Raw genomic sequence first — 15,795 nt, 5'->3', positions numbered from 1 at the left:
GTAGCACCATCAGCACCAGTAGCCCCATCAGCGCCAGTAGCACCATCAGCACCAGTAGCACCATCAGCACCAGTAGCACCATCAGCCCCATCAGCGCCAGTAGCACCATCAGCACCAGTAGCACCATCAGCGCCAGTAGCACCATCAGCACCAGTAGCGCCGTTTATGCCGTTAGTTCCCGTTGCTCCAGTAGGACCAGTTGCGCCAGTAGCTCCAGTAGCTCCGGTAGCACCGTCAATGCAATCATCCCAATTTCCTCCTGGAGGCCCAGTTGTACATATTATTTTACGGAAATTGTTGTTAGTACAAGGAACAATACACTTCCTATTATCACAACAATTTTTTTCATAGTTATTAAAATTCATTTTTTCACCTCCTATCTTTAACATCCTATTCAAGTAATAGAAGGGGGGGACGGGCAATTAACTACGTGCATAAAATAATAGTTAAGTAAATGTGACATAAAGGGGAGGATTTCTATATTATTTATCCATTTTATTAGGGAAAGGGCTTTAATTTTAAACAAGCTCACCATCTTGGACACTGCTGCCTCCAACTAAATAGCCGCATCGACAAAGTGTCGATGCGGCTATTTAGTTGGAGGAGTGAAGCATTTGAAAGTAATTACAAAATGACTTTCAAATGTAGGCCACACCTATACTTATTCTGCTAGCAATGTGTATCGAATCTTAAATAGTATCCTGATTACTTCTAATGACTTCATCTAAATATTTTTTGTTTTTCACTATGTTGTCATTATTTGGTTTGTATTTCCGGGCTAATTCATTATGATGATAGGCTTTGTCATACTGTTTTAGTCGATCATAAAGAACACATAATTGAAGATTGGGTAGCCAGGTGGAAAATGAGGTGTTTTGCAAGCTTATCTGTCGATGATTTTCATAAAGGAGCGCTTGACTATACCAGTGGATAGCCTCGGGGTTTTTAAACTGTTCCATAAAGTAATAGCCGAGTCGGCAACATGCTTCGGGCCGAGGAACATCAAAGGCAAAGGTTCGTAGGGTAGAACTAAGTTCTTTATTCTTGTCATTTAATTTATGGTAGCAGTCTGCAAGTCTGAAGCATGCCCTAATATTGTCTTCAACCCAGCCCAGTTTGGAATCTAAGAACTCCTCGTAGTAAAGGACTGCTGTTTCAAAATCACTATGATCCATCAGTTCGTTGGCATAATAGAATGTATCGCGCGGGGAGAGCACTTTTCCGGAATCTAGCAACTTTTTATAAATCAGGATATTGCGTTCTGCATCATGACTTAAAGGGGAGTGGGTGACTGCCACATCACTATCGTATAGATTTCCTGACACCGAGAGATACTCGTGTACTGCCCCTATCCATTTAAAATCCTTTATTTTTTTAACTAGACGATATCTTCTCAAAAGAGAAGTTACATTTCCTTCATGATCGGAACTTAAGTGATAATTCATTGAAACAGCATCAATCGATGGTTGTAGAGATTGTTTCAGGATTTTGAACTTTTCCTGATCTTCCACTGAAAATACATCATCCGCATCAAGCCAGAGAACATAATCCATTGTTGCTTGTTGGAATGAAAAATTCCGTGCGGCCGAGAAATCGTCAACCCACTTGAAATCGAAAATTCGATTAGTATACCCTCCCACAATTTCTTTTGTCCGATCAGTAGATCCTGTGTCCACAATATTAATTTCATCCACTAATCCGCGGACAGAATCTAAACATCTCCCTATTACTTCCTCTTCATTTTTGACAATCATACACAAACTTATCGTTATCATTAGTTATCCCTCCTAGCTCTTCATCTATTTATATGCAGTCACCGAATTTTTGACGAACAAAGTGTCACCGAGTATTACGAATATATATATATTTTCTGAAGAAAATGTTCTTGAAGGATATCTAAACATGTCGGATATATCTCTTTGTTTAAAAGGTTTTCTAGTTACTTGTCAATTGTGAATTCACTAAGTAATTCGGAGTTATCCGTTAAGTTTACTAAGGCTTTAAAAAATGTTATCTTAGTGAAAGTTGATAAAAAATTATGCTTTTTATATTCGTGTAACCGGTTACATAGATGTTAAGAAAGGGGCATTAAATTCAGCAAAAAATAATGTATAGATTAGGAGAATAATTATATGGATTTTTCACCATGGGTTTTATTTACGGATATCGGTTTGATTTCATTGCTACTGCTTGTCGGGACGATTATTCGAGCGAAGGTTAAGTTCGTCCAGCAAATGTTTTTGCCGGCTAGTATTATTGCGGGGCTTCTGGCTTTACTGTTTGGGCCGAATGGTTTAGGGCTTTTGCCGTTTTCAGATCAAATTAAAGTCTATCCGGCAATCTTGATAGCAGTCATCTTTGGAACATTGCCGTTACTGTCACCACGGATTGACTGGAATGCGATTAAGACAAGAGTCGGAAGCATGTGGTCGTACTCTCAAATTGCTATGGTATTAATGTGGGGTGGAGGATTGTTATTCGCGCTCCTACTGATTAATCCATTTTGGGATGTACATGATGGTTTCGGTTTGTTACTTGCAGCTGGCTTCGTAGGAGGACACGGAACTGCGGCGGCTATTGGTGCGACGTTTGAGCAAAATGGCTGGGAAGAAGCGACTTCGTTAGCTATGACATCTGCCACTGTAGGGATTATGAGTGCCATTCTAATAGGGATTGTCTTCATTAAATGGGGTTCATCGAAGGGACATACGAAATTCCTCGCTTCGTTCAAAGATTTGCCGGACGAGCTTAGAACGGGATTAATCCCACCTGAATCGAGAACGAAGTCTGAAACGGATACGGTATCGTCAATTTCGATTGATCCATATGTTTTTCACCTATCTATCATTACGATTATCGCCATGGGCGGTTATTATTTAAGTCAATTAGGCGCGATGCTATTGCCAAGCGTTGTTATACCGGCATTTTCACTGGCATTTCTTGTTGGATTATTCGTGAAGAAGATATTGAATTCTACGAATACAGATAAATATGTCAGTAAGGATGTTGTGTCAAGAATTAGTGGAAGTGCGACGGATATTCTCGTTGCATTCGGAATTGGTTCAATCAGTATTGCAGTTGTACTTGATTACGCTGTTCCATTACTATTGCTGTTTGTGTTTGGTCTCGTGTATGCGTTCTTATTTTTCGCAGTCTTTTCGAAGAAGTTTTTCCCGGAATACTGGTTTGAAAAAGGGATATTCACATGGGGCTGGACAACAGGAACAGTCGCTATGGGTATGGCGCTTCTTAGAATCGTCGATCCAAAATCGGAAAGTAAGACGCTGGATGATTACAGCTTGGCCTATATACCAATTGCGCCGGTTGAAATTATGCTCGTGACATTTGCTCCGATGCTCGTATTAAGTTCACAAGGATTTGTTTTTGTTGCGATCACATTTGCATTCGCATTCGTTATTTATCTAATGGCGATTAAAAATAAATGGTTAAATAGAAAAGCATAATGAAACAGGGCCTCGCCGTCGAATGTGACAGCAGTGGGGCCCTGTTTTTTTTCGTGGAATGTAAGTGAAATGTTTGCGAAAAAGAACCTCATGACTTTAGCCGTGGTAGCGGTCAGTACTGTATGAATTTCGTAATGCAGTTATTCAATGGCTTAATTTGTTACTATGTCGCCCATGAAAAAAGTGGGGCTCATAAACTACTAAATTATTTCGGGATTATACCGATAATAAGATCTAATGGCACGTCTATTTATTTACTAATAGTAACCAGTGAAAAACTTGATCACACACTTGGTGCTACGTGTATAGTTGCGCTTTTGGATCGCTTTGTATTGAATGACTTCTAGCCACACTAGGCTCCCTCAGTAAATCTGTCAAGAATAGTTAGCCGAAAGCGGGCCGAAAATAGTACAGTGAAAATGAAGGTTATCAAGCCCTTCTCATCAGTATTATATGCAAATAAGTGGTTAATCAACAGATGTGATATAATGGTATTAGCTAAGCGTCATATGAATTTGATTGAAAATCATATATATAAGAGGTGTATTCGTGTTTGTTTCTTCATTAAGTAATCAGCAATCTTTCTCCATGCAAGTCCGTGATGCAAGCAGTACGTCGGATGATGCGTGGCGTAAGGTATTTGGCAAAGAGGCAGCTGCTGTAAATCCGTTGGCGGCAGTCAACCACGGTCGTAATGGCTTGATTCTCGAATCAATTCGAACGAATGATTGGTCTAATTATCATGATTTCCAAGCGAAACAACAACCTGCTTGGTACGATAAAGTAAATGGCGAATTTAAACAGAATAAGATGTATTATAGCAATCTGATTGATGTGCAAAACCGTTCTTTGAAAGAGGCAATTCAGTCTGGCGATGAAACAGAAATTGCGAAAGGCAAAGCACACTTGAATGAGTTAATTTCCGACTTCAAGAAAGCACCTGGTGAAGTGCCACATGTCATCGCATTCATTACAGACCCAGCACTTGCGGCAGAGCATGGTATTGGAAAACCATCAAATGATTGGTATAACTCACCTTATAATAATCCGCTTGTCGCATCACAAGGGAGATTTGAAGAACAGAATTGGTACGACAATCCGTATTTCATCGACAACCCTAAAGAACTGACATTTGCAATGGAATCGGTGAAGGAATTCAGACCCGAAATCGCTAAAATTGCAGCCCAAATCAATAAAGGCGCATATCAACGAAATGCCGCATCGACTTCATTCACAGCGAGGGCTACACAATCGATTGCGAAAGCGGAAATTGAAAAGACTGTAAAAGAAGTAGTGCAGAATCTAGTCAGTCCACCAACTGAACAAATGAGGCAAGCGCCATCGACAGAAACCGCACAACAGTCAGTAAAACCTGTTGTAAATGAAGCGATTGTCAAGCAAGCAGAGCAGATTATCCAGCAGTTCAGTGCATCGACGATTATTGAACAATTATTTAAACAAAAAGAGCAGTTGGAAATGAAAACAGCGCAGGACTTTTTACTCGATCAGTTAGCAAAGAATGCCGAACAGCAGAAATATCAAGAAGTGTGAGCCTTGCCGCTCACACTTTTTGTATGTTAGGATAACATATACATCAAATAAAGGAGGAGAACCTACTATGAAAAAATCATTATTGTTCGCAGCATTGTTAGGATCAGCTCTTTTACTTGGTGCTTGCGGGGATTCGGATAAGAAAGATGAACCGAAAACTGAAGAAGAGAAGAAAATTGAGGCAGTTGAAAATAACCTTAAAGAACAAGGAGCCGTCGATAAATCAGAAACGGTAAAATCAGAAGACGACTTGAAAGAAGAGTTCAGTAAAGAAGAGGGCGTTACCTCAGTTAGTATTATTGTGACAGAAGATAGCGGTGGCTTTGTTCTAACTGATTTTGATGTTGCAGAAGATATGAAAGAAGAAAAGGCGGGGGAACTTGCCGGAATGTTCGCTAAAAAATTAAAAGCAAAATATCCGGATTATCAAATCGATGTTCAAGCTCGTAAAAATGGAGAAGCATTTGCACAAAAGGCAATAGAATAACGAATCAGCCTCCTTGTAAATAGGAGGTTTTTCTATGCTGTTCTATGGTATTATAGATGGATGACTGCACAGACTAAGTATGTGAGAGGGAGGATATTTGTAAATGTTACACAAGAGAAAAATGAATGGTCCAATGAAAACTGGACTAATTATCGTCATTCTTTCGCTGTTTGGCTTTGGTATATTAAATGCCAGCGCGAATCCAATCAGTCCAAGTTTTACGGACGTACATAATGATTTTTGGGCTAAAGATGAAGTAACACAACTTGTCGATTTGAAAATTATTAACGGTTATCCGGACAAGCAGTTCAGGCCGAGTTTAGAGGTATCACGGGCGCAGGCGGCTAACTTAATAACGAACGCACTTGAGTTGCCGTTTTCATCCTACAAACCGATATTTAAAGATGTCAGCGCAAAGTCTTCCCATTTGAAAGGTGCAATGGCTACATATGAAGCCGGCATTTTCTTAGGGAAAGAAGACGGGACATTTGGCGTCGGTGACTCTTTGACGCGTGAACAGATGGCGACTGTCATCGTTCGGGCTTTCAAATTGCAGGATACAGGAGAAGAAATCACATTCAAGGATGATTCTAAAATCAGTGAATCTCATAAACTGGGCGTGAAAGTACTAGCGCAGCACGGCATCACTACGGGTAAAGAAGATGGTACATTCGATCCGAAAACAGCTGTAAACCGTGCGACATATGTCGTTTTCCTACATAGGGCGATGCTGCAAAATAAGCTAATTGAGAAATTGCCTGTAACCGTATTTACGGAGCCAAATACGTACGGTACATTTACTCCAGTCCGACATGAGCAACAATTTGTCGAAGTACCACTTTCAACTTCTAGCAAAACATATTTACGTTCAAATTATATCATGCAATTTGCGGGAGAAAAAACAGTCCAACATGCGCATGCTACAGATTTAATTTACACATACCGCATAAGTGGTTTTCCGTCCGTTACGGTGAAAATGACGAAAAGGGAACTGCCTAACGGGGATTACTTTTTATTCAACGAACTGAGGAATCCTCAGAACAAACCAATTACTATTGACGTCATCCAGACGGAAGAGGGATTATCGAAAGCAGTGCTTCATGAGTATAGCCGATTCCCGATTAAGAAAAGTGTCGATGAAACATTTGGCTTTGACTTAATGACATACCCGACTGGTATTTTCGAAAAAATACAAACAGACGGTAAAGTATCTCAGCGGATGATTGGGAAGTCATACCAGTCAACTGAACTAAACCAGAAATATCCTACAGGCGCGGAAAGCCATACGAGGGAATTACATCAGGAGAGTGAAGCTTTTAGCGGCGTTATGCTTGGAGAAACGCAACTTTCCGTATATAGATTACAGTCAAGAGGCTTCGATGTCGTCGACCAATGGCTTTTGGCTTCTAAAGAACGATTGTTTGAAGACCGAAAGCAAATGGACACTTGGATGCTTGAATCTGCAGTTAATTATAAAAAACGAAATAAATGGTACACAGCCGAGGGCCCATACAATAAGATGGCGGTAACGGTTGAACCAATGCCGAAGTCGGGCAGAGGGTATGGTCGCAATCTTCTTCTTGTGAAAGAAGACCGGGTTATGGCTCTTTATGCCGAAACTGGCGTACGGTATTATGAAAACCTTCTCTATAATTCATTTGCCAATTTGGATGTATTCAGAGGGAAATCGACGTACTGGGAAACCGAAGTAACAAGCACATATCTGAAAAGCTTGTACGGTATAACGGCTCCGTTCGTTGATACCAGGTTCAACGAACAAATTGCGTTATTTATGTATAATGGAGGCAAGGCGTTTGAACATACGGACTACAACGTCGGCCTGAAAAACTATGCCAATCTGCTTGTATCGCAAAAGGAGAAAGGGAATATCATCAAAGTAGACAACGAGTCCTACTATATTTCCGACTACTTCCCTGCGGCGCAAAAAGTGAAAACACATACGTCCATGAACCATGCTCTTGGCGGAATGAACGTTCTTTTATTGGCATATCAAGAGTTAAAGAATCCTGAATACTTAGCTACAGCAACGAGTATCCAAACAGCGATCGAAAAGGAAAAGAATAAGTGGATCCGTCCTGACGGTGACATTTGGTATAAAATTTCGCCTGAACGTGAATTTTCCGGGCGTGATTATGTGCATTTAACGTTGGAAGATTTGATCAATTCTTATGAAATGTGGTCGGCGGTCGATGAATCGAAGTTGCCTGTTTTTGAAGAAATGATTCGTTCCAAAGCGGGTTATTTGGACAAGAATGGCTTAGGGTATACGACGAAAATTAAAAAAGGCCTTGAGCGTATCAACATGTTGGATCTACTCCCGGCGGGCAGTGAACATACGGATGCTCTATGAGGTAAAGTGAATGAAATGTGAAATCCTCTGCACTGGAATTATTCAGTGCAGGGGATTTTTTTGATGGGGTTAAAGGGGGAATAGCCCTTACAGTTTTATCATTAGCCCTTACAGTTAGGCGACTTGCCATTAGAGTTCCGCCATGCCCTTACAGTTTTATCGTTAGCCCTTACAGTTCAGAGAGAAGCCCTCACAGTTAGGTGACTAGCCATTAGAGTTCCGCAAACTTCCCCGACAAACCTGATATTAACCATTAAACGCCCAATTTCATCAACAAAAAAGTCCTGCCCCCTCAAACCTGAGTGGGCAGGACTAATCATTTTTTACTCCATTATACGCTCGATAAGGTCTGAACGAATCCAGCCGTAGTCTGAAGGGGGATTGCTATCAGCAATTACCTTATACCATTTAAAACCGTCGCTACCGACTGTTTCGTCGACAATAACAACTGGATAGCCGAATGCGGCATTGGTGCCCGGGTCTTTTGGTTTGTAAGAGAATAGTTTAGCACTTAGTGCATCAGGGCTTGTCCGTACATTGACACCTACAGGACCGTCGTAAATGATGCGTCCTAGATCCGCTTGTTTGTAATCCTTCTTGCCAAGGAATGTATCGATTCGCCACATATGTCCGGCGATTTTACTCCCCCAGTTTGGATCTGAAGCGTACCTTACGTTGAACCCGACAGTTTTATTACCTGGAACTGCTCCGTATGAATATCCGCCTAGTGGGTTCGCATAATTTTTGTTCATGTATTCGTTAATAAATGCATTGATACTATTTTCAGGGCGTTCGTACATTGCACCTTTATCAGGACTTGAATCAAATACTTGAATGCCGAAAATGTTATTTTTCGTTAGTGCATTTTCGCTTATCCCGTAATCACTTTCGTGGATGGCTGTCGCAAGAATGAACAGTGCGTTGATTCGATGTGTTTCTTCAATTGCTTTTAGATAGTTACCAAGACCAATCAACTTCGATTTAGTTGGAGCATCTTTGTAACGGGCAGCCCCCATACGCTGACGATCTTTCAAAATCTCAGTGATAAAGTAATCTAGTTCCGCACCACTATATGAAGATGGTTGGCGCACGGATTGGAACTGGAAGTAAGGGTAGTGCGTAATCGTAGTAGTCGAATTCATTTCTTTAAAATGGACACCATCGAGACTAGTATAGCTTTTTCCAATTCCCATTGACGGGGAAGCAGTTCCGATTGAGTATTCAGGGAGCACTTTTTTCGAGATATTATCGTAGGTGTAATGATACAATACACCGTCTTGTCCTACTTTATAGTAGTCAGATGCCGTGACAAGTTCAGTCGGAACAAGATCAACTTCGGTGTGTTTCGCGTAGAAAGTCAATCCGCCCAGTTCAAGAATAACGTGTTCAGAGCTACTACCTATATAGTTGATTTCACGGCCTTGTTGAATATAGGTCACTATGTTGCGAAAAGAAGAATCTTTATATAGGGTAGTGGTTTTATTCGAATTATTCGAACCGAAAGCTTTACCCGCTTTTATTTTTATTACTTTACTATCCTTGATAATCGCTTGAACGGATGAAGATGCATTGTAAGCAACCAATGCATCTTCATATGTTTTATACAGCGCAGTTGTCGGACGAAGTTGTCCGCCTGAAATTGTACTTACTTTGTATACTTCAGGATCAACATTAGGAATTTCCACAGGGGGAATTCCAGGAATACTTGGCTCGCTAGGTTCCGTAGGTTCAGTTGGTTTCAACACTTCTGCTGCAGCGAACAATCTGAATAGGAATGCCGAAGCGTGTGCAATCGTTGCATTATCTTTTGGGTTGAAATAAACACCATCTTTCCGGTGATCCCCTCGAATAATGTTTAAATTAACAGCAGCCGAGACTGCGTCTATAAAGTTTGCAGAAATCTTTTTTGAGTCTTTGAAGCTTAAATTCGTTGTCTGTACAGGAAGATTCATATAACGCATCGCTTTATACATCATCCCTGCCATCTGTTGACGTGTAATCTTGTCGCTAGCTTTGAATGTGCCATCCGGATAACCCGAAAGAATACCTGCGCCAGCCGCGTTTTGGATTTCAATTGTAAGACCGGTGTTTGACTTCAAGTCTTTGAATCTGTATTTCGTGGAAACGGGTAAATCGAGAGCACGTGCGATGTACGAAGCAAATTCGCCTCTCGTAACGGCCCTATTGGGATTGTAATTCCCTTTTGCGTCTGCCCGAATGACGTCTTTCGCGATCCAGTAATTCAAGTCGCTTTCCATCTGATGACCGTTAATGTCACTCGCTTGTGCTTGTATCTGGAAGAAAGGGGAGAACATGAGCAGTGTGAGTAAAGTGAAAGTAATTAATTTTTTCACGTAAAAACCTCCTTCTATAATCTCCTTAATACTAGCAGATTTTTACCAGAATAATAAGGTCCAACTTGCATAAGAAGGATTTGTAATAAATATGAAACTAAAGAACAAGCCACAACGTCCTATAAGATGCTATAATTACGGAGGACTTTGTTCATTATTATGAGACGATCTAGTCGTAGAAAGGGAAAAAATTTCATGACAACTATAAAAGAGAATTTAAAAGATAAAGAAACAGTGTATTTCATTGCTGCATTGGCAGTCATCGGCGTAGGATTGATGCTTCCATCTTCTATTGCACTTGTTCTAACTTCCCTGTTCTTTGCGTTATTCGCATTTTTAAGGCCGCAGCAAAGCCTACTTTTCCTCGTAGTCTATGTCAGTATTCGTCCATTTCTTGTAGAAGTGAATCCGGGACTTAAGCTAATTGGGGATCTCATCACGTTCATCGCATTTGCAAAAGTAATCATTGCGGGAAGAAAAGATTGGAAGTCTTTGTTTACGTTCAAATGGTTTGAATGGGCATTTTTTGCATTCCTATTGTTCGGGGCTGCAAGTGGATTGGTTCAAGGTGTTTTACCTTCCGCGGTCATTTTCCAACTACGGACATTTATTATTATGTATTTGCTTTACTACACTGTTTCAAGAATGCTGTTACCGCAAGGATGGTTCCAACGGCTTGCATGGGTAACCGTTTGGACAAGCCTAATTGTTTCAGTCCACGGCATTATTGAAAAACTATCCATGAGGCAGTTCCTTTTGCCAGATGTATGGAAATATAAAACGTTATCGGCAACGAACTTTGTAAGAATCTATGGATTGCCAGGAAATCCAAATTCACTGGCGTTATTGCTACTGTTCGGAATTATTGCCGTCTTGTTCCTTCAATCAATCTATAAAACCGAGAAATATAAATGGTTCCTAACCATTAACCTTGTCTTGTTCCTTGGTGTATTTATCCTCACCTATTCAAGAGGGACTTGGATATCAGCATTTATTCTTGGTGCGATTTTCATTGTACTATCGAAAAACTGGCATATAATGAAACGACTTATTCTTGCAGTCATAGCCTCGATCTTACTGATTTATTACCCTGTTAATCTCGGCGTACAGTACTTCAAAGAGCTTGGTCTTAATGAACCAGACACTGGACCAGGAAGCATTGCTGAACGTTTCGGTGAGACGTTAGATCCAAAAAACTTGGCGCTTATGACTGAAAGTGGTCGTTTCTTCTATATTAATAAAGGGTTTGAAGTATTCAAAGACAATCCGGTTGCAGGGGCTGGATTCGGTTCATTCGGCGGATCTGCAACATTGTCATATGGATCGCCAATCTACAAGTTTTACGGAATCCGTTCAGACATCTACGGCGGCAAGTATTTCTACTCGGATAATCAGTACATTCAAGTAATTGCTGAAACGGGTGTTGTAGGCGTTGGCTTATTTGCAGCGTTTCTTCTAGCTATGTTTGCGATGTTCTGGAAAGAACGAAAAACAGTGTTTGGTAAATTCATGATTGCCTTCTGGTTCGCGACAGGATTCTCCGGATTCTACTATAATATTTGGGAACTTAAATTTTATACGATGTTCTATTTTATCATCTTTGGTGTATTTGCATCTTATACGAGTCAATATAAGAAGTTTAAGATTAAAGACTTATAACAGCGCACGTCTGTTAAGTAGATATTTACTTGTATGGAAACTAGGGAAAAGAGCTTGAAAACCTTCATTTTCACTAGTACATTTTCGGCCCGCTTACGGCTAACTATTCATGACAGATTTACCGGGGCCCCCAGTGTGGCTAGCAATGACTTAGTCATAGCTAGCCACACTTTTTTCGGTAATCCTGTTACGAATAGTCGCCTGCCGCGTACCTACAATGTTTTAGTGAATAATGCGGTTGCTTCGGAAGAAAAGAATAGATGATTTTTTATGAAGCGTGTAAGTGCCCGAAGATGCAATTTCGGGCACTTTTGCACGTTTTATAATGTGTTCCTTTCTTATTTTTAGCGAAGAGTATGTATTAAATCATGTGATACCTACTAGAAAGTGACACTTCTTTACTATATAAAAAGAGAAAACCCTAAAGAAAGCATCAGCCGCCAAAATTGCATCTTTGGCGGCTTTTATCCAGTTGAGAAGACAGCTATTCTTTCGTCACAAAAGGCTTTAGCACTTCGTGTATCTGTGTTGTTGGAGTGCGACGGATGAAGGACCGCCATACGATTACCGAAAAAAAGTGTGTAGGGATGCGACTATGTCGCATCCCTACACATAAAGACATCTCGGTAATTTTATAGAAGTCATTCAATCCAGAGCGATGCAAATATACTATACACGTAGCGTCTCCGATTTTCTTAGTGTCTAGCTCCAGGCGCCAGCCGCTTGGGTCATAAGTCAGCCCGGCTGCGTGGCAAAGAACGCCACTTCGCCGGTCCGTCTTATGCCTGTCGCGTCTACACGGCGCCTTCCGCTTGGGCCTACAGGATGTAGGTCATGCAGCCATTGCCACAGGACGTGGCGAACTTAGGCTGCATTCCTTGTAATTTCCTTCTTATGGATTATGGTAATATAGCGAATCCTTTGGTAAGCTGTATATTCATAGGAAGGGAGAGTGTCGTTTTATCACTAGTAAAGTAGCTTCAATTAAACGTTTCAGTAAACAATTTGCAATAACAGCGGTAGCAGCCACGCTTCTTTGGACTGTACCAGCAAGTGCCTCGGCCAATCAGAATGCGGTGAAGAGTTATCCGGTATCATCGGGTGTAACTTATTCTCAATATACGCAATCGGCAACAAAATACATAAATCATCTATCTGTCAATTTAGGAGATCCATATACGAAATTACAAGTTGGTCTTCCTGCACCGCTTGCAAAAACGCAAGCGACGACAGTACTTGCAAATCGAGATTCAAAAGATGGTAATCGTGTCGTTGGGGCAATTAATGCTTCATTTTTCGACATGAATAACGGCTTGCCGATGTATTTAATTTCCCAAGGGAACGATATTGTTAATGGTGGAGTCATCTCTAATTCGACAAGCAATTATGTAAGCCAACCGATTGCATTTGGCGTGACGAAAGATGGACTTGCTGAAATCGATCAGTTTAACTTTGGAGTTCGTATCGATTACAAAGGAACGAATCATCTATTGACGGGGATAAATCGTCAACGACAAGATGATGAAACAATCATTTTTACACCACAGAATATTGATAAATACACAAATTCTAATCAGTTTGGAATTGAGATAGTCGTAGATACAGGACAGCCAATCACCACTACTCAATACGGCCAAAAACTGACGGGGAAAGTTGTGCAAGTACGCGGTTATGGATCGAAAGAGAAAATAGAAATCCCTAAAACCGGTTTCGTTCTCTCAGTCCATGGTGCAAAAGGTCTTGAGAAATTCAAAAATATGCAAGTGGGCGAAGATGTATCCCTTGCACTCTCTATCGATGATAAATGGATGGACTCCGAGTTCATGCTAGCAAGCGGTCCGATGCTTTTGAAAGATGGCAAGCCAAACATTACAATGAATACATCTAATTGGCGGGCCAGTACTTTGACGGCGCGTACAGCAATTGCGATTAGTAAAGACAAAAAACAAGTGCATCTTGTAACAGTCGACAATCTTAAGGGCTATAGCAATGGGATGTCGCTTACACAATTCGCAAATTATTTAGCAGCACAAGGCTATGATCGGGCACTCAATTTTGATGGTGGTGGTTCAACCGCGATGGGCGTACGAAATCATGGCAGCAATACGGTCGTGTTGGCAAACCGAACGACAAATTCTGCGGAACGTAAAGTATCTGCAATTATGGAAGCAATTAGTACAGCACCTGTAAGCGATCCTGCACAACTTAGCGTCTCGCGCAATCAAGTTGGCACGATGCTTGTAGGCGCAACAACATCTCTGACAGTGAATTACTTACTGGATGCCTATTATAATCCATTAAAAGTGGACAACAGTCAGATTCAAGTAACAGCAGAAAAAGGTAGCGTTGCTGGTTCAGGACTTACGTTCAGTGCCGTGAAAGCTGGGGAAGACCGGGTTTCCGTACAATATGGAAATGCGTCGCAATCATTCCCTGTAACAGTCGTCGATGCACCGGCTAAGTTAACAATTGTACCTTCTACAACAAAAGTGAAACCAGGTGCGAGCGTGACTTACAAAGCAAATGCAACGGATGCACTAGGAAAGCCAATCATTTATTCTCCGGAACAAGTGAAGTGGAGCGTCACGGGTGATATCGGAACGATTTCATCATCTGGGGCCTTCAAAGCTGTTAATAAAGCAGGCAAGGGATCAGTAAACGTAACACTCGGATCGAAAACAACAAGCATTCCTATCGTTTTGTCCGATGATACACCTGCGTTTTCTGATATACCTTCTACTTACGCGTACTATACAGAAATAAGTTACCTGAAAGACCTTGGCTATATTCAAGGAGACTTGGATGGTAAATTCAACCCTGGAAATACATTGTCTCGTGAACATGCAGCGGTCATTTTAAGCCGGGTGTTCAACTTGGATACTTCTATTGCTAGTACACAACAGTTTAAAGACGTACCTAAGTCATACCGTTATTACAATGAAATCAATGCCATTGCAAGCGCGAATCTAGTAGGCGGTAAGGGTGACGGAACATTCGACCCTGCTGGCCAGTTGACACGTGCCCAAATGGCAGCGATCCTAGTAAAAGCGTACAAACTAGAGGGTGAGTCGTCTAAGAAATTCAAAGACGTTCCTACAAGCCACTGGGCTTATAAACAAGTTCATATTTTAGCAGAAAGCGGCATTACAACAGGGAATGAAAAAGGCAATTTCGAGCCGAATAAACCTGTTAACCGCGCGCAATTCAGCGCATTCTTATACCGCAGTATTAATAAATAAGAAAAGCGAGAGCGCCTGTTCAGCTCCGGAAAGCGCTGGAGGGCCTTAAGAGAAAGGCGCCCTTTGCCTTTAACTTAAGGACTGAAGCGACTCGAGGGGCTAGGCGCTCGAGCTAGACAGTAAGAAAAGCGCAAGATACTAGACACCCTATGTACAGGTGCTTTTGGACCGCTTTGGACTGAACGACTACTATACAATTATCGGAATTTCTTGCTGCGTAGGATGCGACAAAGTCGCACCCTACGCAGCTTTGTCGTTAATCGTATGGTGGTCGTTCGTCCGTCGCTCCCCAAAAATACAGCTACACTTAATGCTAAAGCTTTTGGGAATGAGCGAATAACCACTTACCTATTCATAAAGGAGCAGCCAAAGATGCAATTTTGGCTGCTTACTCATTCTTTATGGTTTTTGCTTTTTTTATTTTAAGGAAGTATTAATTTCTACAGGATATCACATGATGCCAAGCGTGCCCTTGGTTAAAAGTAAGTAAGGAACGCATTGTAGAAAGTGCAAGCGTGCCCGAAATTGTATCTTCGGGCACTAATAACTACTGTGGAAAGTCATCTATTCTTATTTCCCAAGCAAGTGCATTTTTCACTTGAACGTTGTAGGTACGCGACAGGCAACTAATCGCAACAGGATAACCGAAAAGAGTGTGGCAAGAAGTGAC

The 15,795-nt window shown here is 41.2% G+C and carries 9 protein-coding genes; 6 read left to right on the top strand and 3 right to left on the bottom strand.

Translation table 11 applies throughout. The features are described from left to right. Together I2483_RS14435 and I2483_RS14430 are read right to left on the bottom strand one after the other, a co-directional pair. The coding region (locus tag I2483_RS14435) for a collagen-like protein (RefSeq protein WP_207277831.1) at positions 1 to 365 on the bottom strand (365 nt) is incomplete at its 3' end. A gap of 324 nt (positions 366 to 689) precedes the next feature. Then, positions 690 to 1,775, bottom strand: coding sequence for a tetratricopeptide repeat-containing glycosyltransferase family 2 protein (locus tag I2483_RS14430; protein WP_207277830.1), 1,086 nt, complete (start codon positions 1,773 to 1,775; stop codon positions 690 to 692). 357 nt (positions 1,776 to 2,132) lie between these two features. Between I2483_RS14430 and I2483_RS14425 the strand changes: the two genes are divergently transcribed. The 4 genes from I2483_RS14425 to I2483_RS14410 all read left to right on the top strand — a co-directional run bounded on the left by I2483_RS14425 (position 2,133) and on the right by I2483_RS14410 (position 7,873). Beyond that, the gene (locus I2483_RS14425) at positions 2,133 to 3,464 is read left to right on the top strand and encodes a sodium/glutamate symporter (RefSeq protein WP_207277829.1); all 1,332 of its coding nucleotides are present in this window, start codon (positions 2,133 to 2,135) and stop codon (positions 3,462 to 3,464) included. Positions 3,465 to 4,013: 549 nt separating this feature from the next. Next, positions 4,014 to 5,015: a hypothetical protein gene (locus I2483_RS14420; protein WP_207277828.1), complete on the top strand. Its 1,002-nt coding sequence runs from the start codon at positions 4,014 to 4,016 to the stop codon at positions 5,013 to 5,015. Positions 5,016 to 5,082: 67 nt separating this feature from the next. Next, complete coding sequence (locus tag I2483_RS14415) at positions 5,083 to 5,502, top strand: hypothetical protein (protein ID WP_207277827.1); 420 nt, start codon at positions 5,083 to 5,085, stop codon at positions 5,500 to 5,502. A 103-nt stretch (positions 5,503 to 5,605) separates the two neighbouring features. Continuing rightward, positions 5,606 to 7,873 carry an S-layer homology domain-containing protein gene (locus I2483_RS14410; protein WP_255550459.1) on the top strand — a complete coding sequence of 756 codons (2,268 nt, stop codon included), beginning with the start codon at positions 5,606 to 5,608 and terminating at the stop codon, positions 7,871 to 7,873. A gap of 323 nt (positions 7,874 to 8,196) precedes the next feature. Here the strand turns inward: I2483_RS14410 and I2483_RS14405 are convergent, their stop codons facing one another. Then, the gene (locus tag I2483_RS14405; RefSeq protein WP_207277826.1) at positions 8,197 to 10,227 is read right to left on the bottom strand and encodes an S-layer homology domain-containing protein; all 2,031 of its coding nucleotides are present in this window, start codon (positions 10,225 to 10,227) and stop codon (positions 8,197 to 8,199) included. A gap of 195 nt (positions 10,228 to 10,422) precedes the next feature. Here I2483_RS14405 and I2483_RS14400 point away from each other — a divergent pair, with 195 nt between their 5' ends. Then, positions 10,423 to 11,886 (top strand): O-antigen ligase family protein, encoded by a 1,464-nt coding sequence (locus I2483_RS14400; protein WP_207277825.1) that lies wholly within the window; start codon positions 10,423 to 10,425, stop codon positions 11,884 to 11,886. A gap of 1,076 nt (positions 11,887 to 12,962) precedes the next feature. Further along, complete coding sequence (locus tag I2483_RS14395) at positions 12,963 to 15,125, top strand: S-layer homology domain-containing protein (RefSeq protein WP_207277824.1); 2,163 nt, start codon at positions 12,963 to 12,965, stop codon at positions 15,123 to 15,125. The last annotated feature ends 670 nt before the right edge of the window (positions 15,126 to 15,795 follow it).

The sequence above is a fragment of the Sporosarcina sp. E16_3 genome (assembly GCF_017347125.1).
Lineage (GTDB): Bacteria > Bacillota > Bacilli > Bacillales_A > Planococcaceae > Sporosarcina.
Note: the sequence above shows the minus strand (reverse complement) of the source record. Positions and strands in the feature narration are given on the sequence as shown.

Excerpts from the sequence above, each read along its gene's own strand:
- I2483_RS14430 (WP_207277830.1), bottom strand. The coding sequence starts at position 1,775 with ATGATAACGATAAGTTTGTGTATGATTGTCAAAAATGAAGAGGAAGTA.
- I2483_RS14425 (WP_207277829.1), top strand. The coding sequence starts at position 2,133 with ATGGATTTTTCACCATGGGTTTTATTTACGGATATCGGTTTGATTTCA.
- I2483_RS14410 (WP_255550459.1), top strand. The coding sequence starts at position 5,606 with ATGTTACACAAGAGAAAAATGAATGGTCCAATGAAAACTGGACTAATT.
- I2483_RS14415 (WP_207277827.1), top strand. The coding sequence starts at position 5,083 with ATGAAAAAATCATTATTGTTCGCAGCATTGTTAGGATCAGCTCTTTTA.
- I2483_RS14400 (WP_207277825.1), top strand. The coding sequence starts at position 10,423 with ATGACAACTATAAAAGAGAATTTAAAAGATAAAGAAACAGTGTATTTC.